Origin of the sequence: Rathayibacter sp. Leaf185 (assembly GCF_001423885.1) — a bacterium.
GTDB lineage: Bacteria > Actinomycetota > Actinomycetes > Actinomycetales > Microbacteriaceae > Rathayibacter.
Genome location: NZ_LMPP01000009.1, coordinates 70,646 through 89,811 on the forward strand (window position 1 = coordinate 70,646; position 19,166 = coordinate 89,811).

The following is a 19,166-nucleotide window of genomic DNA, read 5'->3' on the forward strand; positions in this document are numbered from 1 at the left end:
GTCAGATCTTCTTCCTCGAGTAGAAGGGGAGGGCGGTGACAGTCATCGGGAGGCGGCTGCCACGGATGTCGACGGAGAGCGTCGTGCCGGGCTGCGCCTGGGCGGGGGCGACGTAGGCCATGGCGATCGGGATGCCGAGCGTGGGCGAGAGCACCCCGCTCGTGACGACTCCGATCGGGTCGGTCGCGTCGTCGGAGGCGTACACGCTGTAGTCGGCGCGGGCGGCGCGGCGCCCCTCGCCGGTCAGACCGACGAGCACGGGCGCGTCCCCGGAGGGGCCCTCCTCGCTCGCGGCGCGGCCCACGAAGTCGATCGGCTTGCCGAGGGCGACGACACGGCCCAGACCGGCCTGCGCGGGGAAGATCTCGCGGGAGAGCTCGTGGCCGTAGAGCGGCATGCCCGCCTCCAACCGGAGGGTGTCGCGTGCGGCGAGGCCCGCGGGGACGAGGCCCGCGCCGGCTCCCGTCTCGGCGAGCGCCTGCCAGAGGGTCGGGGCGGTGTCGGGAGCGACGTAGATCTCGAAGCCGTCCTCACCGGTGTACCCGGTGCGCGCGATCAGGATCGGGTGCGCCTCGAAGGTCGCGGGCACGGCGCGGTAGTAGAGCAGCTCCTCGAGCAGGCGGGCGGCGTGATCGGTGTCGAGCACCGACTCCGCCCCGCGCTCGGTCTCGATAGCGAGGCCCTGCACGTTCTGCAGGATCTCGAGCGAGCGCGGCCCCTGGATCGCGATCAGGGCGACGTCGTCGCTCTCGTCGAAGAGCTCGCACTCGAACATCGCGGTGCGGTCGCGGAGCTGCTCGGCGACGACGTGACGGTTCGAGGCGTTCGCGACGACCATGAAGCGGTCCTCACCGGTGCGGTAGACGACGAGGTCGTCGATCACGCCGCCGGTGCGGTCGAGGAGGAGCGTGTACTTCGCGCGGCCCACGGCGACGGCCGAGAGATCGCTCGCCAGGGCGTAGTCGAGGGCGTCCACCGCCTCCGGGCCGACGACGAGGATCTCGCCCATGTGCGAGAGGTCGAAGAGGCCGGCCGCGGTGCGGACGGCGTGGTGCTCGGCGAGATCGCCGGAGTAGCGGACCGGCATCCACCAGCCGGCGAAATCGGTGAAGGAGGCGCCGGCCGCGACGTGCACGTCGTGCAGCGGCGAGTGCCGGGGCTCGGTGCTCGGCGCGGTGGCGTCGGGCGAGTCGATCTCGATGCCGCCGGTGTCGGGGGCGTCTACGGGGGTCTCTTCGGACATGGGAGTTCTCCAATTCGTCGCAGTGCTGCGCACGCGCCCGCACAGGTCGATGGTGCGAGGCACAGCAGTGCCGTGGGAACTCCCCCTCTGTCGCGGTGCCTGAGAGATTCGCGCCGGAGCGCTTTCACCATCGGCGGATCCCGGGATCGGATCGCTTTCCAGAGTGGCCAGTTCGACGCGGTACAAGACCTGAGAGATTGGCGGGGAGGCTTGCTCCTTCGGTGCCGACCGGAGTCGGCTCTCCCGCGTCGCGTATGCGGCCCGGTATTCGGTTGTGCGGTCAGCCTAGCGGGGGCGGTGATGCGGGTGCACAGTGTTCGGCGTTTGGTGTTCGGGTCGAGATGACACTAAGCTCCTTCCAGCAGTTAGGGTCACGACGACTTTTAGTAGGGACAGCCCGTGGAGCGAGACGATCAGCCGCAGATCGCGGTGTCGACCGTGATCTTCGCGCTGCGCCCGCACCCCGTGACGGGCGCGAGCACCGTGTGGATCCCGGTCGTGCGCCGCATCCGCGAGCCGTTCGAGGGGCTCTGGGCGCTGCCCGGCGGCCCCCTGCGCCCCGATGAGGATCTCGCGGAGGCGGCGCGCCGCACCCTCCGCGAGACCACCGGGCTCGGCCCGCGCTACCTCGAGCAGCTCTACGCCGTCGGCGGCACCGACCGCTCCCCCGGCGAGCGCCGCGTGGTCTCGATCGTCTACTGGGCGCTCGTGCGCACCTCCGAGGCGGACGAGGCGATCGACGACGAGAACGTCGCCTGGCTCTGCACCGACCTGCCCCTCGAGCTCGCGTTCGATCACGGGGTGATCGTGGAGTACGCGCTCTGGCGCCTCCGCAACAAGATGGAGTACTCGCGCATCGCGCACGCGTTCCTCGGCGGGACGTTCACGCTCGCTCAGCTGCGCGAGGTGCACGAGGCCGTGCTCCAGAAGCCCCTCGATCCGGCGAACTTCCGCCGCACGATCGAGGCCTCCAAGACCGTGGTACCGACCGAGGAGCGCCTGACGGGCACCCGTCACCGCCCGCCCCGGCTCTACCGCTACGACGGGTCAGTGGCACTCGTCGACAACGGTCCGCTCCCCGTCTGAGCGCCCCGTCAGTCCGCACCATCCGAGGAGACACCGTGACATCGGTCGACAGCACCATCCAGCTCATCGAGCGGGGAGCCCCCGGCGCGACCTGCGCCCCCGAGCTCGCCGACGCGCCCTGGTCGTTCGACCTCGGCTTCCCGGCGTACGGTCCCGGCGCCTCCCAGGCCGACCCGATCCCGGCGGAGGCACCGGTGCAGGGCCGCCTGCCCGACGAGTACACCGCGGCGAGCGCCGACGAGCTGCACCGCCGCATCCTCGCGGCGAAGGAGACCCTGGGCGACCGCGTCGTCGTGCTCGGGCACTTCTACCAGCGCGACGAGGTCGTGCAGTACGCCGACTTCGTGGGCGACTCGTTCCAGCTGGCGAAGGCCGCGAAGGGCCGTCCGGAGGCGGAGGCGATCGTCTTCTGCGGTGTCCACTTCATGGCCGAGACCGCCGACATCCTGTCGCGTCCGGAGCAGGCCGTGATCCTCCCGAACCTCGCCGCCGGCTGCTCGATGGCCGACATGGCCGACATCGACTCGGTCGAGGACGCCTGGGCCGAGCTGACCGAGCTGTACGGCACCGCACCGGACGCCGATGGCCGCGTGCCGCTCGTCCCGGTGACCTACATGAACTCCTCCGCGGCGCTCAAGGCGTTCTGCGGTCGCAACGGAGGCGTGGTCTGCACCTCCTCGAACGCGGCGACCGTGCTCGAGGACGCCTTCGCTCGCGGGCAGCGTGTCCTCTTCTTCCCCGATCAGCACCTCGGCCGCAACACGGCCAAGGCGATGGGCGTGCCGCTCGAGCGGATGCCGATGTGGAACCCGCGCAAGCCGCAGGGCGGCTCCGACACCGCGACCCTGCTCGATGCGCAGGTCATCCTCTGGCACGGCTTCTGCTCGGTGCACAAGCGCTTCACCGTCGCGCAGATCGAGAAGGCGCGCCTCGAGCACCCGGGCGTCCGCGTGATCGTGCACCCCGAGTGCCCGATGGCGGTCGTCGACGCGGCCGACGAGTACGGCTCCACCGACTACATCGTGAAGGCGATCGAGGCCGCGCCCGCGGGCAGCACCTTCGCGATCGGCACCGAGATCAACCTCGTGCAGCGCCTCGCCGCGCAGTATCCCGAGCACACGATCTTCTGCCTCGACGACGTGGTCTGCCCGTGCTCGACGATGTACCGCATCCACCCGGGCTACCTCGCCTGGGTGCTCGAGGGGCTCGTCGAGGGCCGCGTGCTCAACCGCATCAGCGTCGACGACTCCGTGCAGACCGAGGCGCGCGTCGCCCTCGAGCGGATGCTCGCCGCCGTCCCGCCCGCCGGCCCGGTCGCGGCTGCCTGACATGGACCGCGTCGTCGTCGTCGGCAGCGGGATCGCCGGACTCGTCACCGCCCTTCTGGCCGCGCGCCGGCACGAGGTCGTCCTCGTGACCAAGGGCGAGCTCGCGGAGTCGAACACGCGCTACGCGCAGGGCGGGATCGCGGTGGTCACCTCCCCGGCGGACTCCGTCGCCCTGCACGTCGAGGACACGCTCACCGCCGGCGCCGGGCTGTGCTCGCGCTCGGCGGTCGAGGTGCTCTGCGGAGAGGGCCCCGCGTCCGTCGCAGCGCTGCAGGCGTGGGGCGTCGGCTTCGACCGCGACGGCGACGACCTCGCGCGCGGACTCGAGGCGGCCCACTCGCGCGCCCGGATCCTGCACGCCGGAGGCGACGCGACCGGCGCCGCGATCGAGGCGGCGCTGGTCGCCGCGGTGCGGACCGCCTCCGCTGTCACGGTGCTCGAGCACACCGCCCTCGTCGACCTCGTGCGGCCGGGAGACGCGGTCAGCGGAGTCGACGTCCTGCGGAAGGGGCGGGTCGAGCGGATCGACGCGGACGCGGTCGTGCTCGCGACCGGCGGCGCGGGCAGGCTCTACCGCCACACCACGAACCCCGCCGTCGCGACCGGCGACGGACTCGCCGCAGCGATCCGTGCGGGCGCGCAGACGGCCGACCTCGAGTTCTACCAGTTCCACCCCACGGCGCTGGCGAGCGGCTTCCTCGTCTCGGAGGCGGTGCGAGGCGAGGGCGCGGTCCTGCGCGACGCCGCGGGCACGCGCTTCATGCCGGCGGTGCACCCCGATGCCGAGCTCGCGCCGCGCGATGTCGTGGCGCGGGCGATCGCCGAGCGGATGCGGCTCCAGGGCGGGCTGCCGGTGCACCTCGACGCGCGGGCGATCCCCGCGGCGACGCTGGCACGCCGGTTCCCGACGATCTCGGCCGCCTGCCGAACCGGCGGGCTGTCGCTGGCGGACGACCTGATCCCGGTGACTCCCGCGGCGCACTACTGGATGGGCGGGATCGCGACCGACCTCGACGGGCGGACGAGCCTCCCCGGCCTGTTCGCGGTCGGAGAAGTCGCCTGCACCGGGGTGCACGGGGCGAACCGCCTCGCGTCGAACAGCCTGCTCGAGGGTGTGGTGTTCGCGCGGCGCGCGGCGGCGGCGCTCGATCTGCCGGCCCCGTCCGCCTCCGACGCCGCCGCTGCTGCACCCGTCGTGCCACTCGCCCTCGACCGCGCGGCGCTGCAGGCGGCGATGTGGGCGGGCGCCGGGCTCTCCCGCGACGCGACGGGGCTCGAAGCAGCTCGCGACGCGCTCGCCGCCGGGACTTCTGCCCCCCTCACCCTCGAGACTCTCGAGAACACGAACCTCCGGACCGCGGGCCTCGCGCTCATCGATGCGGCGCTCGCCCGCGCCGAGTCGCGCGGCGCGCACCACCGGACCGACCACCCCACCCCCTCCGCGACCGCCTACCGCGTCGCCGGCACCAGGAAGGTCGCCGTCCCGTGCTGACCCGTCAGAGCATCGAACGCCTCGTCACCCTCGCCCTCGAGGAGGACGCCCCCTGGGGCGACCTCACGTCGGACACGCTGATCCCCCCGGACGCGACGGCCTCGGCGCAGCTCGTCGCCCGCGAGCCGGGAGTCTTCAGCGGCGGCGCCGTGCTGCTGGGCACGTTCCTGCAGGCCGACTCGCGGATCCGCGTCTCCGACGTCGCCGAGGACGGCTCTCCCTTCGACACCGGCGACGTGCTCGCCCGGATCGACGGGCCGGCCGGCGGCGTGCTGCGCGGCGAGCGCGTGGCGCTCAACCTGGTGCAGCGGATGAGCGGCATCGCCACCCTCACCGCACGCTACGTCGCCGCGGTCGAGGGCACGCGGGCGCGCATCGTCGACACCCGCAAGACGACGCCGGGGCTGCGGGCTCTGGAGCGGCACGCAGTGCTCAGCGGCGGCGGGCACAACCACCGCTTCTCGCTCTCGGACGCGATCCTCGCCAAGGACAACCACCTCGCGATCCTCGCCGGGCGCGGGATCGACCTCACCACCGCCCTGCGTGCCGCGCGCGCGACCGTCTCGCACACGACGCACATCGAGGTCGAGGTCGACCGGCTCGACCAGGTCGAGGCGGCGCTCGCGGGTGGCGCCGACACGATCATGCTCGACAACTTCACCCCGTCGCAGCTGCGCGAGGGCGTCGAGCTGATCGCGGGTCGTGCCGTGGTCGAGGCGAGCGGAGGCGTGAACCTCGAGTCGGTCCGCGCCATCGCGGAGGCGGGGGTCGACGTGATCTCGGTCGGCGCGCTCACGCACAGCGTCCGCGCGCTCGACCTCGGGCTCGACATCGCGGTGTCGGCCGCCGCGTGATCTACCTCGACCACGCGGCCTCCTCCCCCGTCCGCCGCGAGGTGCTCGAGGCGATGTGGCCCTTCCTGACGAACGAGTACGGCAATCCGTCGAGCAGCCATTCGCTGGGCGACGCGGCCGCCAGGGCGCTGGACGAGGCGCGCGGTCGCGTGGCGGCGTTCCTGGGCGGGCGCGCCTCCGAGACCCTCTTCACGTCGGGAGGCACGGAGTCGATCAACACGGCGATCAAGGGGATCGCGCTCGGCGCCCCGCGCGGGCGGCACGTGGTGATCTCGGCGATCGAGCACGAGGCGACCGTCGAGTCGGCGGATCACCTGCGGCGACTGCACGGGTTCGAGGTCTCGATCGCGCCGGTCGACGCGTCCGGGAGGCTCGACCTCGCGGCCCTCGCCGCGCTCCTCCGGCCCGACACGACGCTCGTCTCGATCGTCGCGGCGAGCAACGAGATCGGGACGGTGCAGGACGTGCCGGCGATCGCGGCGCTCTGCCGCGAGCACCGGATCCCGCTGCACGTCGACGCGGTGCAGGCCGCGGGCTGGCTCGATCTGACGGGGCTCGGCGCCGATGCGGTGTCGATCTCGGGGCACAAGCTCGGCGCGCCGAAGGGGGTCGGGGCGCTGCTGCTCCGGAGCCGGGTGCCCTTCGAGCCGCTGCTGCACGGCGGCGGGCAGGAGCGCGAGCGGCGCTCGGGCACCGAGAACGTGGCGTTCGCGGTCGCCCTCGGTGCGGCGGTGCGGCTCGTCGATCCGACGCGAGCGGACCGGATCGCGGCGGTGCGCGACACCTTCGCGGCAGAGGTCGCAGCACAGGCGCCTCGGGCGGTGCCGACCGGATCCGCGGAGCACCGCCTCCCGTCGATCGCGTCCTACGTCGTGCCGGGACGCAGCGGCGAGTCGATCCTGCTGGCGCTGGAGGAGCGCGGGGTCGTCGTCTCGAGCGGCTCGGCGTGCGCCGCGGGCCGGGACGAGCCGTCGGCGGTGCTGCTGGCACTCGGGCTCGAGCCCGCCGTCGCGCAGACGGCCGTGCGCTTCAGCTTCGGGGCCGAGTCGACGGTCGCGGAGGCGGAGAGCGCGGCAGGAGCGTTCGCGGCGGTGCTCGCGGGCTGAGCCGCGCCTCCGACACGCCGGATGCTCGACGGATGTCGGCCTTTCGGGAATGTCGGAGGTGCCCGGCAGTGTTCTGAGCCTCGTACCACCCGTCGCATCGATCCCACCCCGACGATGCGCCCCTCACGACGATCCCCCTCACGACCGGAGACGCACCAGTGACCGAGCGCACCCTCACCGACACGCGGACCGCCGCGCCCGAGCGGTCGACGACGCTCGACCCGAAGAGCCGCCTGGTCATCAGCCTGCTGCTGGTCTCGGCGTTCGTCGTGATCCTCAACGAGACGATCATGAGCGTCGCGCTGCCCGACCTGATGGCCGACTTCGGCATCGAGGCGCACGTGGGCCAGTGGCTCTCGACGGCGTTCATGCTCACGATGGCCGTCGTCATCCCGATCACCGGCTACCTGATCCAGCGGCTGAGCACCCGCACGCTGTTCACCGCGGCGATGACGCTGTTCAGCATCGGAACTCTCTCGGCGGCGCTCGCCCCGAGCTTCGCCGTCCTGCTCGCCGCGCGCGTGGTGCAGGCCGGCGGCACGGCGATCATGATGCCGCTGCTGATGACCACGGTGATGACCCTCGTCCCGCCGGCGATCCGCGGCCGGATGATGGGCAACATCTCGATCGTCATCTCGGTCGCCCCGGCGGTCGGGCCGACCATCTCGGGCGTCATCCTCAACTTCCTCGGCTGGCGCTGGATGTTCTGGATCGTGCTGCCGATCGCGATCGGTGCTCTGCTGCTCGGCCTCCGCAAGGTCGAGAACGTCACGGAGCCGCGCTCGATCCCCATCGACGCGCTCTCGATCGTGCTCTCCGTCTTCGGCTTCGGCGGCCTGGTCTACGGGCTCAGCAGCCTGAGCGAGGGCGGCGACGCGATCGTCGCTCCGTGGGTGCCGTTCGTCGTGGCGGCCGTCGGCCTCATCGGCTTCGTCCTGCGCCAGCTCTCGCTGCAGAAGACCGACCGCGCCCTGCTCGACCTGCGCACCTTCACCTCGGCCAACTTCACGATCGTCATCGTGATGATGGCGATCAGCATGTCGGCGCTGTTCGGCACCCTCATCCTCCTGCCGCTCTACACGCAGAACGTCCTCGGTCTGACACCCCTCGAGACAGGCCTCCTGCTGCTCCCCGGCGGTCTGCTGATGGGACTGCTCGCTCCGTTCGTCGGACGTGCCTTCGACCGCTTCGGACCGCGCGTGCTGCTCGTGCCCGGATCGATCATCGTGGCCGCGGCCCTCTGGGGCTTCACCACGCTCGACGAGAACTCGACGTCGTGGATGATCCTCGCGCTGCACGTGCTGCTCAGCCTCGGCCTGGCGTTCGTCTTCACTCCCCTCTTCACGGCGGGGCTGGGGTCGGTGCGGCCCAAGTTCTACTCGCACGGCAGTGCGATCATCGGCACGGTCCAGCAGCTCGGAGGCGCGGCAGGCACGGCGCTGTTCGTCACCGTGCTCTCGATCCAGTCGGCCGCGCTCGCCCGCGACGGCGCCGACCAGGTCGCCGCCTCGGCCGGCGGCATCCACTCCGCCTTCGTCTGGGGCGCCTCGATCGCGACCGTCGCGATCGTCGCCGCCTTCTTCGTGCGACGCCCGGCCGAGTCCGACGCTCCGATGCCGGTCGGCCACTAGGCTCACGGTCGCCGCCCGGTGCGGCACCGCCTGTTCACCTCCGCGACACCGGGCCGCCCTACGGTGACGCTCCGGTCGCCGAGCGGGTCGTGCGGCCGGAACGGAGACGACACGTGGGTGACACCAGCACCGGGAATCCTCAGGATCTCCTCGACGCCGGAGCCCTCGCGACGCCTCCCCGGACTCTGGTGGACGTCCTCCGCGACACTGTCGAACGGCACCCCGACGCCTCCGCCCTCGAGGACCCGGCCGGCGCGCTGAGCTACCGGGAGCTCCTGGCCCGCGTCGTCGGAGCAGCCGGTGAGCTCACGGCCGCCGGTGTCCGCCGCGGCGACCGCGTCGGCGTCCGGATGGCGAGCGGCTCCCGCGAGCTCTACATCGCGATCCTCTCGATCATCGCCGCCGGTGCCGCATACGTGCCGGTCGACGCCGACGACCCCGAGGAGCGCGCGCAGCTCGTGTTCGGCGAGGCCGCCGTCCGCGGCGTGATCACCGGCTCCGGTCGCTTCGAGCGCGGGGAGGGCGAACCGGCCCGCCTCTTCGCCGGATCGGCGCCGCACCCCAGCACCGCCTCGATCCCCCTCCTCCAGCCGCCGACCCTCGAGGACGACGCCTGGATCATCTTCACCTCGGGCTCGACCGGCACCCCGAAGGGCGTCGCGGTCACCCACCGGTCCGCCGCCGCCTTCGTCGATGCGGAGGCCCGCCTCTTCCTGCAGCGGGAGCCGCTCGGGCCGGGCGACCGCGTACTGGCCGGTCTCTCGGTCGCGTTCGACGCCTCCTGCGAGGAGATGTGGCTCGCCTGGCGCCACGGCGCGTGCCTCGTGCCCGCCCCGCGCTCGCTCGTGCGCAGCGGGATGGACCTCGGCCCCTGGCTGACCACCCACGGCATCACGGTCGTCTCGACCGTCCCGACCCTCGCCGCCCTCTGGCCCGCGGAGTCGCTCGAGAACGTGCGCCTGCTGATCTTCGGCGGCGAGGCCTGCCCGCCCGAGCTCGGCCAGCGCCTCGCCGTCGACGGCCGCGAGGTCTGGAACACCTACGGACCCACGGAGGCCACCGTCGTCGCCTGCGCCGCCCCACTCGGCGGAGAGGGACCCGTGCGGATCGGCCTCCCCCTCGACGGCTGGCGCCTCGCCGTCGTCGACCCGGCGGGCGAGCGCGTCCGCGAGGGCGAGGTCGGCGAGCTGGTGATCGGCGGAGTCGGGCTCGCCCGCTATCTCGACGCGGCCAAGGACGCGGAGAAGTACGCTCCGGCGCCGGCCCTCGGCTGGGACCGCGCCTACCGCTCGGGCGACCTGGTGCGCTTCGAGAGCGCCGGACTGGTGTTCCAGGGGCGCGCCGACGACCAGGTCAAGCTCGGCGGCCGCCGCATCGAGCTCGGCGAGGTCGAGGCCGCCCTGCAGGCGCTGCCCGGAGTCGCCGGTGCCGCCGCGGCGGTCCGGAGCACGAGCGCCGGCAACCAGGTGCTCGTCGGCTACCTCGCGCTGCACGAGGGGCACGAGCTCGACCGCGATGCGGCGCTCGCGCGACTCCGCGACGAGCTGCCGGCCGCCCTCGTCCCCCTCCTGGCGGTCGTCGCCGAGCTGCCGACCCGGGTGTCGGGCAAGGTCGATCGGGCCGCGCTGCCCTGGCCCCTCCAGGACGACACCGGGGAGGACGCCGCGCTCGACCCCGAGACGGCCTGGCTCGCGGCGCGCTGGCGCGAGGTGCTCGGCGTCCCCGTCGATGAGAAGGCGAACTTCTTCGATCTCGGCGGCGGATCGCTCGCCGCGGCCCAGCTGGTGGCGCGGATCCGCGAGCGCGACCCCGAGTTCACGGTCGCCGACGTCTACGCGCACCCGCGGCTCGCGGCGATGGCATCCGAGATCGCGAGCCGTGCGACCGGCCTCACCCCGGTCTCCGAGCACCGCATCGTCCCCGTCCCCGTGCGGATGCGCCTGCTACAGACCCTCCTCGGCGCACCGCTGCTCGTGCTCGGCAGTGCCCGCTGGCTCACCGCGATCCTCACCGTGACCGCGATCCTCGACCTGCTGCCCGGCTTCGACTGGCTGCCGACCGTCCCGCTCTGGGCGCTCATCCCCGCCTTCGCGCTGTTCTGCACCCCGTTCGGGCGGATGGGCCTCACCGTCGCCGCCGCCCGGCTGCTGCTGCGCGGGGTGCGCGCCGGCGACCACCCGCGCGGCGGCGGGGTGCACCTCCGGCTCTGGCTGGCCGAGCAGATCGCGCACCAGCTCGGCGCCGTGAGCCTCGCCGGGGCCCCCTGGGTCGCCTACTACGCTCGCGCTCTGGGCGCCCGCATCGCCGACGACGTCGACCTGCACTCGCTCCCTCCGCTGACCGGCATGCTCACCCTCGGCCGCGGCGCCGCGATCGAGCCCGAAGTCGACCTGTCGGGCTACTGGATCGACGGCGACGTCGTCCGCATCGGCGCCGTGCGCGTCGGAGCCGGCAGCACGGTGGGCGCCCGGAGCACGCTGCTCCCGGGCGCGCGGATCGGCAAGAACGCTCAGATCGAGGCCGGTTCGGCCGTCTTCGGCCGGGTGCCCGCCGGACAGCGCTGGGGCGGCTCCCCCGCGCAGCGCCTCGGCAAGGCCAACGCGGGCTTCCCCACCGAGCGCCCGCCGCGCCGCACTGCCTGGGTCTGGGCATACGGCGTCTCGGCGGTCGGCCTCGCCGCCGTCCCGGTCCTCGCCTTCGGCGCGGGCACCGGCGTCCTCGCGATCGCCACGCAGGGGTCGAGCGGTCTGGCGGAGGCGGTGCCGCGTGCCCTCGCCGCGCTCGTTCCCGCCGTCGCCGTCACCGGCCTCGTGCTGGCGGCACTCGTGGTCGCCTTCGTCCGCCTCCTCGGCCGCGGTGTCGATCGCGGCACGTACCCCGTCCGCGGACGGATCGGCTGGCAGGTCTGGTCGACGGAGCGTCTGCTCGACCAGGCGCGCACCCTCCTGTTCCCCCTCTACTCCGGCCTGTTCACCCCGGTCTGGCTGCGGCTGCTCGGCGCGAAGGTCGGCCGCGACGTCGAGGCGTCGACCGTGCTGCTGCTGCCCGCGATGACGACCATCCGTGACGGCGCCTTCCTCGCCGACGACACCCTGGTCGCCTCCTACGCCCTCGGCGGTGGCTGGATGCGGCTGGCCCGCGCCGAGATCGGCGAGCGCGCGTTCCTCGGCAACTCGGGGATGGCCGCGCCCGGGCACACCGTGCCGGCCGGCGGTCTGGTCGCCGTGCTCTCCTCCGCGCCCCGCAAGTCGAAGGCCGGGTCGTCGTGGCTGGGCTCACCGCCCGTGCGGCTCAGGCGCACCGTGGTCGAGGCGGAGTCGGCCCGCACGTTCCGCCCGGCCACGCGCCTCCGCGTCGCCCGCATCGTCTGGGAGGTGCTGCGCTTCGTGCCGGTGATCGTCTCGGTGGCGATCGGCCTCGGAGTCGTCGTCAGCCTCCTCGCGCTGGTCCAGATGTCCGGTGCGATCGCGGCGACCCTGCTCGGAGGCGTGGTGCTGCTGATCGCGGGCGCCGTCGCCGCCGCGATCTCGACGGCGGCGAAGTGGCTGCTGATCCAGCGGGTGCGGCCGAGCGAGCATCCGCTCTGGTCGTCGTTCGTCTGGCGCAGCGAGCTCGCCGACACGTTCACCGAGATGGTCGCCGCGCCCTGGTTCGCCCACGCGGCCGCCGGCACTCCCGCGCTCGTCTGGTGGCTGCGCAGCCTCGGCGCGCGCATCGGCCGCGGCGTCTGGTGCGAGAGCTACTGGCTCCCGGAGGCGGATCTCGTCGAACTCGGCGACGGAGCGGCCGTGAACCGGGGCTGCGTCGTGCAGACCCACCTGTTCCATGATCGAATCATGAGCATGGATCTCGTGAGTCTCGACCCCGGTGCGACCCTCGGCCCGCACAGCGTGATCCTCCCGGCGGCGCGCATCGCCGCGCACGGCACGGTCGGCCCCGCCTCCCTGGTCATGCGCGGCGAGCTCGTTCCCGCCGGCAGCCGCTGGAGCGGCAATCCCATCGGCCCGTGGCGCGACGTGCGCGTCGGCGACTACCACGCGCCCGTCGCGTGAGCCCTGCGCAGACAGGACTCGAGACCGCCGGCGACCCGTACCTCACCGGGATCGGCAACACCGGCTACCGGGTCGAGTCGTACGATCTCGACCTCGACTACCGCGTCGCGACCAACAGGCTCTCCGCCCGCGCCGTTCTGCGCATCGTCGCGCTGCAGCCTCTGCGCCGGTTCTCCCTCGACCTGAGCCGCCTGCGAGTGACCCGGGCGCGGGTGGCCGGGCGCAAGGCGCGCACCGAGCAGACGGCGCACAAGCTGCGGATCATCCCCGCCGAGGCGCTGACGGCGGGCGAGTCGGTCGTCGTCGAGATCGAGTACGGCGGCCACCCCGGCCCGCGCGCCAGCCACTGGGGCGAGCTCGGCTGGGAGGAGCTGACCGACGGCGTCCTGGTCGCCTCGCAGCCCTCCGGATCCTCCACCTGGTTCCCCTGCAACGACGACGTCGCCGAGAAGGCGCCGTACCGGATCCGCATCACGGCCGAGGAGGGGTACTCGGCCCTCGCGAACGGCGTCCTCGTCGAGACGAGCGAGCGCTCGGGCCGGCGGACCTGGCTCTACGAGCAGCGCGAGCCGACCGCGACCTACCTCGCCTCCGTGCAGATCGGCCGCTACGTGCTCGAGGACCGAGTGCTGGCGGGCGTCGCGGTGACCCTCGCGCGACCGGCGGGGCTGGCGCTGCGCGTGGCCCGCGACTTCGCTCCGCTCAGCGACATGATCGCTCTCTTCGAGCGGCTCTTCGGACCGTACCCCTTCGCCCGCTACACGGTCGTCGTGACCGCGGATGTGCTCGAGATCCCGCTCGAGGCGCAGGGCATGGCCATCTTCGGCGCGAACCACGCCGACGGCCGGGGTGGATCCGAGCGGCTGATCGCCCACGAGCTCGCGCACCAGTGGTTCGGCAACAGCGTGGGCGTCGCCCGCTGGCGGCACATCTGGCTCAACGAGGGCTTCGCCTGCTACGCCGAGTGGCTGTGGTCGGAGGAGTCGGGCGGGCCCTCCGCCGATTCGCACGCGCGCCGGCACCACGCGATCCTGCGTCACCAGCCGCAGGATCTCGTGCTCGGCGACCCCGGGCCGGTCGCGCTCTTCGACGACCGCGTCTACAAGCGGGGCGCGCTGACGCTGCACGCGCTGCGCCTCCGCGTCGGCGACGCGGTCTTCTTCGTGCTGCTGCGCGCGTGGACCTCGCGGCACGCCTCCGGAGCCGTCACCGACGACGACTTCCGCGCGCTCTGCGCCGAGCTCACCGACGGCGTCGACGACCTGCTCGACGCCTGGCTGCTCGGCACAGCCCTCCCCGCGCTACCGGGCCGCTGACACGAGCGACTCGGCCAGCGCGTCGCCGTCCTCGCGGCGCCAGCCGATGATCGGCCCGACGCTGCGCCCCTCCACCGGGCCCAGCGCGACGCTCACGCGGAAGGCCGGGTCGAGCTGCGGCTCGGCGAGGCGGTAGCGGGCCTCGTCGATCCGTGCCTCCGCGGTCAGGCGCGACTCGTGGATCCGCACGCGCCGCGGGTCCAGCTCGAGCCCGCGGCCGTCGGCCTTGAGCGCCGCCTCGACCCGCGTCCAGTGCAGGATCGGATCGGACGGCCGCATCGCCCCCATCGAGAACGGCGCGCCGGCGACCCGGGTGATGTGCGCTCCGCGATCGGCGGGGCCGTCGACCGGCTCGATGTCCACTCCGACGGTGCCCGCGGTGCTCACCGCCACCACCACCGCGCCGGCGCAATGGGCGATGCTCACCGACAAGCCGGCGAGCGCCTCGTCCGGCCCCTCGAGCGCCGGGCGGCCGTGCGGTCCTCCGCAGCTCGCGCAGCAGGCCACGACGCTGATCGCCGCCGGATCGCCGGCCGTCAACTCGGCGGCGAGCATGCGGAGGAGCACCCGCCCGAAGACGAAGCGCTCGGCCGTCGAGGCCGCGGCGGTACCCCGGTAGCGCTCGAGCTCGAGCGGCGTCAGCAGCGGCAGGAGCGCCTCGGAGTCGAGGCTCTGCTCCTCCAGCGCCAGCCAGCGCAGATGCACGCCCGGCAGGTCGCGGTACTCGTCGTCCATGATCTCCCCCTGCCGCCCCCCGGCGGCTCTACCTGGCCGTCGCGGCGTGCTCGCCGCGCTCGTACACATCGGCCGCCGAGCCGACGATGAGCGGATCCGGGCCCGTCGGCGAGACGACCTCGTCGTCACGACCGTCGTAGTCGTACAGGCTCAGCACATAGCGCATCGCCTCGAGTCTCGCGCGCTTCTTGTCGTTGCTCTTGACGATCGTCCACGGCGCGTCGGAGGTGTCGGTCGCCGCCATCATCGCCTCCTTCGCGGCCGTGTAGTCGCCCCACTTGTCGAGCGAGGCGAGGTCCATCGGCGAGAGCTTCCACTGCCGCACCGGGTCGATCATGCGGATGGTGAACCGGGTGCGCTGCTCCTCGGCGGACACCGAGAACCACAGCTTGACCAGGTCGATACCGTCGCCCGTGAGCATGCTCTCGAACAGCGGGGCCTGCCGGATGAACTCGTCGTACTGGTCGGGGGTGCAGAACCCCATCACGCGCTCGACGCCGGCGCGGTTGTACCAGGAGCGGTCGAACAGCACGATCTCGCCCGCGGCGGGCAGGTGCGAGACGTAGCGCTGGAAGTACCACTGGCTGCTCTCGCGCTCGGTCGGCTTCTCCAGCGCGACCACGCGGGCTCCGCGCGGGTTGAGGTGCTCGGTGAAGCGCTTGATCGTGCCGCCCTTGCCCGCGGCGTCTCGGCCTTCGAAGACGACCACGAGCCGTCGGCCGTTCTTCTTGATCCAGTTCTGCAGCTTCAGCAGCTCGATCTGCAGGAGGCGCTTGCCCGCCTCGTACTCCTCGCGCGACATCCGCTCGTCGTAGGGGTAGCCCTCGCGCCAGGTGTCGATCTGCGTGCCGTCGCGGCGGAGGAGGACGGGGTCGTCGTCGTCCTCGTCCAGGACCACGAGATCGCGGGCGTCGTCGGGCGTGAGCGTGCGGAGCAGCTCGGGCGTGGGGAGGAGCTCGATCGCCGGCGGAAGCACGGAGACCTGCTGCGGAGCGGAGGCGGGAGTGTCGGGCACGCAGCGACGCTAGAGCTCCCGTGCGACGCGCCGGTGAACGGAGGGTGTCCCTCGCGGATGCGCGCACCCGGTCGTACCCTCGTCGCATGTGCCGGAACATCCACACTCTCCACAACTTCGAGCCCGCCGCGAGCGATGAGGAGGTGCAGGCCGCCGCCCTCCAGTACGTCCGTAAGATCAGCGGGACCACCAAGCCATCGAAGGCCAATCAGGAGGCGTTCGACCACGCCGTCGCCGAGATCGCCCACATCACGGGGCACCTCCTCGAGGATCTCGTGGCGACCGTGCCTCCGAAGGACCGTGAGGTCGAGGCCGCGAAGGCCCGCGAGCGCTCGGCCAAGCGCTTCGCGACGGCCTGAGCGTCAGAACGCGGCAGGCGGCAGGTCCGTCTCAGCGTCCGCGATCGCGTCCACGATGCGGGCGGCGACCGACTCCGGGCTGTGTCCCGCGCCGAACGTCGGGGCCGAGCCGGCGAGCGGATGCGTCGACAGCTCCGTCTCGGTGTGACCCGGCCGCGCATCGAGCAGGAGGATGCCGGCGCGCTTGTACTCGCGCGCCGACGCCTTCACGAAGGAGTACAGAGCGGCCTTGGAGGCGGAGTACGCGGCGAGACCGGCGGTGGGGGCCTCGGCGACGACTCCGCTGATCGTCAGCGCGAACGGCTCGCGGCCGTCTGTCGCTGACCGCGACAGCGCCTCGAACGCCGCGGTCAGCAGCCGGATCGGCGCGAGGGCGTTCACCTCGACGAGCTCCTCGAGCACGGCGGGGTCGAGCTCGGCCGACGGGCCGAAGGCCACGACCCCGGAGGCGACGACCACGCCGTCGAGGCGGCCGTGCCGGTCGAGCACCTCGCCGATCAGGCGCTGCGGTGCGTCCTCACCGCGCAGATCGGCGACCAGCGGCTCGGCACCCAGAGCTCCTGCCTCTCGTCCGGAGCGGACGGCTCGGGCCCCGCGCGACTCCAGATGGTCCGCGATCAGACGGCCGAGGCCGCCGGAGGCTCCGAGAACGAGGACGACGGCACCATCGAGTCGGGTCATGCCTCCGAGCCTAGGCGGGGGGTATGGCGCGGATCGCCTCTACCGCCCCCGGCCGGGGGCCCCTAATCTGAGCGCCATGTCGAGCCTCGTGACCCGTGCCTCGCTCCGCCGACTCTCCGAGGTCCTCGAGGATCCGGCGCCCATCAACCGGGGTCACGCCCGCTACGTCCGCCGTCTGATCACCAGCGTGACCCTCGCTGAGGCGCGGCCGTGGAGCGGCTCGGGCGCGACCGAGCAGCTCGCGGCGATCGCCCCCGACGACGCGGCGGAGGATCCGGCTCTCTGAGCCCCCACTCCTCAGAGCCGACGCTCCTGCGCTGCAGATCACCGACCGGCGCGGCTCGCCTCTGACGGACGTGACCACTCCTCCAGCATCCGCGCACTCTCCGCGCCGGAGGCAGACCCGGTCGCGACTCCGATCACCAGGTCGTAGGCAGCATCGTCGGGTGCATCCAGTGCCACCGCGTTCAGTCCGAGGAAGACGACAGCGGACAGCCAGCCGAGTCGCTCGTTCCCGTCGACCAGTGGGTGATTCCGCACGATCGATTCGAGCAGCACGGCCGCCTTCTCGAAGAGGGACGGATACGCATCCCGCCCGAAGAGCGACGACTGCGGTCGATGCGCAGCGGAGTCGAGCAGACCCAGATCGCGGATGTGCGGGACGCCGAGATCGTCCGCAAGGGTCAGCAGATCCTCGAGACGGAGGTACCTCATCCGACTACTGAGCGAGGCGATCGAGGAGGTCTGCGTAGCGCTCGCGTCCCCGAGCAGAGAGGGCGGCGACGTCATCTGTCTGTACTCGCCGGTCCGCGGCCTCGAGGATCGCGCGCACCGTCGCCTCCTGTTTGCTGATGCCCTGCGCGTCGGCGAGAGCGGCCAGCGCTCGCTCCTGCTCGTCGGTCAGCCTCAGTGTCATCGCCATGTCTCGATGACACCGGAGTGATACCAACGGTGGGGCGACCCGGGCTCGGCGTTGTCGCGGATCACTCACCCCAGGGCTGTCCTGGCTCCTCCGACCCGCGGGCCTCTCACGGCCCCTCGTAGACTCGACCGGCCGAGAGAACGGGGAGCCGGTGGACGAGAACGTGGACGCCCCGGCGGGCTGGTACCCCGAGGGCGGCGCGATGCGCTGGTGGGACGGCACCCGGTGGACCGAGGACCGCATGTCCGCCGAGGACCGCATGTCCGCCGTCGATCGATCGTCCTCGACCCTTGCTCCTGTTTTCCGCCTCCCGAACGCCGACGGCACCCCGACCATCGATGCGATCGACGAGGCCGAGCGGATCGAAGAGATCGCCGACACCCTCGGCCGGCCCCTGCGTGCCGGCGAAGTCGTCGAGGAGTCGCTCGACGTCGAGCTGATCCCCGAGCCCGACCACCCCACTGGCGCGCCCGCTGTCTCGATCCGCGCGCACGGGCGGGTCATCGGCTACCTCCCCGATGCTGTGTCCTACCGGCCCTCGATCGACCGCATCGTCGCGAGCGGAGCCGTCCCCGTGACCCGCGCCCGCCTCCGGGTCGAGCGCGCGGAGGAGGGGCTGCGCGCGTCGCTCCGCCTCGCGCTGCCGTCCCCCGACCTCGTGGTGCCGCTCAACGCGCCCCCGATGTCGCGCTACTCCGTGCTGCCGTGGGGGCGAGGACTGCAGGTGCTGCGCGAGGACGAGCACTTCGCGCAGCTGACCGGCATCGTCGAGGGCCGCGGGCTCGTCCTGGTGACGATGCACCTCCTCCCGAGCGACCTGATCGAGGTGCGACTGGACGGCGCCCGGGTCGGCGAGCTCTCGGTGGGCACCTCGCCGCACTTCGCACCGACAGTCCGCCACCTGGAGGGGCTGGGCCTCACGGCGACCGCGTACGCGGCCCTCCGCAGCTCACCTCTGAAGGCCGAGCTGACGCTCCAGGCGGCACGTGCCTCCGAACTGCCCGCGCTCTGGGTCGACGGGCCGGCCGTGACACTGCCCGCACTCGTGCCGACGGCCGCCCGGTACGACGTGCCCGACGCCTACGTCCGCCCGTTGCGCCGCTCCTCCCGCACCTCGGAGGCGGTCACCCGCTCGACCCGTCGCGTGGTCGCCTGGGTGGTCTTCGGCGTCGCGACCCTCGTCGGCCTCTCGAGCTGGATCATCGGCGACCTGCTGAACTGACGACCCCACCGGCTCCATCGGGGAGCATCGCGTTGCGGGCACTATCGCTCGAGGCGGTCGAGGAGGCCTGCGTAGTGCGCCCGACCGAGCGCGGACGGCGCCACGACATCGGTGCCCTGGACGC

17 protein-coding genes and 2 riboswitches are annotated in these 19,166 nt (G+C 72.8%); of the genes, 11 read left to right on the forward strand and 6 right to left on the reverse strand.

The annotated features are described in order from the left end of the window. Position 1 precedes the first annotated feature (1 nt). On the reverse strand, positions 2–1,243 hold the full coding sequence (gene gcvT, locus ASG06_RS18275) for a glycine cleavage system aminomethyltransferase GcvT (RefSeq protein WP_082499356.1): 1,242 nt from the start codon (positions 1,241–1,243) through the stop codon (positions 2–4). An 80-nt stretch (positions 1,244–1,323) separates the two neighbouring features. Further along, a riboswitch (glycine riboswitch) is annotated at positions 1,324–1,410 on the reverse strand. 1 nt (position 1,411) lies between these two features. Beyond that, a riboswitch (glycine riboswitch) is annotated at positions 1,412–1,499 on the reverse strand. A gap of 143 nt (positions 1,500–1,642) precedes the next feature. Here gcvT and ASG06_RS18280 point away from each other — a divergent pair. From ASG06_RS18280 to ASG06_RS18315, 8 genes are all read left to right on the forward strand, one after another. Continuing rightward, positions 1,643–2,329: an NUDIX hydrolase gene (locus ASG06_RS18280; protein WP_056045009.1), complete on the forward strand. Its 687-nt coding sequence runs from the start codon at positions 1,643–1,645 to the stop codon at positions 2,327–2,329. A gap of 35 nt (positions 2,330–2,364) precedes the next feature. Continuing rightward, on the forward strand, positions 2,365–3,657 hold the full coding sequence (nadA, locus tag ASG06_RS18285) for a quinolinate synthase NadA (RefSeq protein ID WP_056045011.1): 1,293 nt from the start codon (positions 2,365–2,367) through the stop codon (positions 3,655–3,657). 1 nt (position 3,658) lies between these two features. Then, a complete protein-coding gene (gene nadB / locus ASG06_RS18290; RefSeq protein ID WP_056045013.1) occupies positions 3,659–5,149 on the forward strand; it encodes an L-aspartate oxidase in 1,491 nt (496 codons plus the stop codon). Beyond that, positions 5,143–6,003, forward strand: a complete 861-nt coding sequence (gene nadC / locus ASG06_RS18295) for a carboxylating nicotinate-nucleotide diphosphorylase (RefSeq protein ID WP_056045014.1) — start codon at positions 5,143–5,145, stop codon at positions 6,001–6,003. The genes nadB and nadC overlap by 7 nt, the downstream gene beginning before the upstream one ends. After that, positions 6,000–7,109 carry a cysteine desulfurase family protein gene (locus tag ASG06_RS18300; RefSeq protein ID WP_056045018.1) on the forward strand — a complete coding sequence of 370 codons (1,110 nt, stop codon included), beginning with the start codon at positions 6,000–6,002 and terminating at the stop codon, positions 7,107–7,109. Before nadC ends, ASG06_RS18300 begins: the two co-directional genes overlap by 4 nt. Positions 7,110–7,267: 158 nt before the next feature. Then, positions 7,268–8,740 (forward strand): DHA2 family efflux MFS transporter permease subunit, encoded by a 1,473-nt coding sequence (locus tag ASG06_RS20120; RefSeq protein ID WP_056045020.1) that lies wholly within the window; start codon positions 7,268–7,270, stop codon positions 8,738–8,740. Between the two features lie 113 nt (positions 8,741–8,853). Further along, a complete protein-coding gene (locus tag ASG06_RS18310; protein ID WP_197409463.1) occupies positions 8,854–12,792 on the forward strand; it encodes a Pls/PosA family non-ribosomal peptide synthetase in 3,939 nt (1,312 codons plus the stop codon). After that, positions 12,789–14,108, forward strand: coding sequence for a M1 family metallopeptidase (locus tag ASG06_RS18315; RefSeq protein WP_056045025.1), 1,320 nt, complete (start codon positions 12,789–12,791; stop codon positions 14,106–14,108). The genes ASG06_RS18310 and ASG06_RS18315 overlap by 4 nt, the downstream gene beginning before the upstream one ends. On the opposite strand, the gene ASG06_RS18320 is transcribed toward ASG06_RS18315, so the two are convergent. Further along, positions 14,094–14,843: a 4'-phosphopantetheinyl transferase family protein gene (locus tag ASG06_RS18320; protein WP_056045026.1), complete on the reverse strand. Its 750-nt coding sequence runs from the start codon at positions 14,841–14,843 to the stop codon at positions 14,094–14,096. The two genes, ASG06_RS18315 and ASG06_RS18320, sit on opposite strands and share 15 nt — an antisense overlap. A gap of 28 nt (positions 14,844–14,871) precedes the next feature. Beyond that, complete coding sequence (gene ppk2 / locus ASG06_RS18325) at positions 14,872–15,741, reverse strand: polyphosphate kinase 2 (protein ID WP_231727864.1); 870 nt, start codon at positions 15,739–15,741, stop codon at positions 14,872–14,874. A 203-nt stretch (positions 15,742–15,944) separates the two neighbouring features. Between ppk2 and ASG06_RS18330 the strand changes: the two genes are divergently transcribed. Next, positions 15,945–16,217 carry a DUF2277 domain-containing protein gene (locus tag ASG06_RS18330; protein WP_056045027.1) on the forward strand — a complete coding sequence of 91 codons (273 nt, stop codon included), beginning with the start codon at positions 15,945–15,947 and terminating at the stop codon, positions 16,215–16,217. Between the two features lie 3 nt (positions 16,218–16,220). Here ASG06_RS18330 and ASG06_RS18335 read toward each other — a convergent pair whose 3' ends face one another. Then, positions 16,221–16,898 carry an SDR family NAD(P)-dependent oxidoreductase gene (locus ASG06_RS18335; protein ID WP_056045030.1) on the reverse strand — a complete coding sequence of 226 codons (678 nt, stop codon included), beginning with the start codon at positions 16,896–16,898 and terminating at the stop codon, positions 16,221–16,223. 76 nt (positions 16,899–16,974) lie between these two features. On the opposite strand from ASG06_RS18335, the gene ASG06_RS18340 reads away from it, so the two are divergent. Beyond that, complete coding sequence (locus ASG06_RS18340) at positions 16,975–17,184, forward strand: hypothetical protein (protein ID WP_056045032.1); 210 nt, start codon at positions 16,975–16,977, stop codon at positions 17,182–17,184. Between the two features lie 38 nt (positions 17,185–17,222). On the opposite strand, the gene ASG06_RS18345 is transcribed toward ASG06_RS18340, so the two are convergent. Then, entirely contained in the window at positions 17,223–17,612 is a 390-nt protein-coding gene (locus ASG06_RS18345; RefSeq protein WP_056045035.1) for a type II toxin-antitoxin system death-on-curing family toxin, read from the reverse strand. Between the two features lie 4 nt (positions 17,613–17,616). Then, positions 17,617–17,820 carry a CopG family transcriptional regulator gene (locus ASG06_RS18350; protein ID WP_056045037.1) on the reverse strand — a complete coding sequence of 68 codons (204 nt, stop codon included), beginning with the start codon at positions 17,818–17,820 and terminating at the stop codon, positions 17,617–17,619. Between the two features lie 151 nt (positions 17,821–17,971). Here ASG06_RS18350 and ASG06_RS18355 point away from each other — a divergent pair, with 151 nt between their 5' ends. Next, on the forward strand, positions 17,972–19,042 hold the full coding sequence (locus tag ASG06_RS18355) for a DUF2510 domain-containing protein (protein ID WP_056045039.1): 1,071 nt from the start codon (positions 17,972–17,974) through the stop codon (positions 19,040–19,042). Positions 19,043–19,166 lie beyond the last annotated feature (124 nt).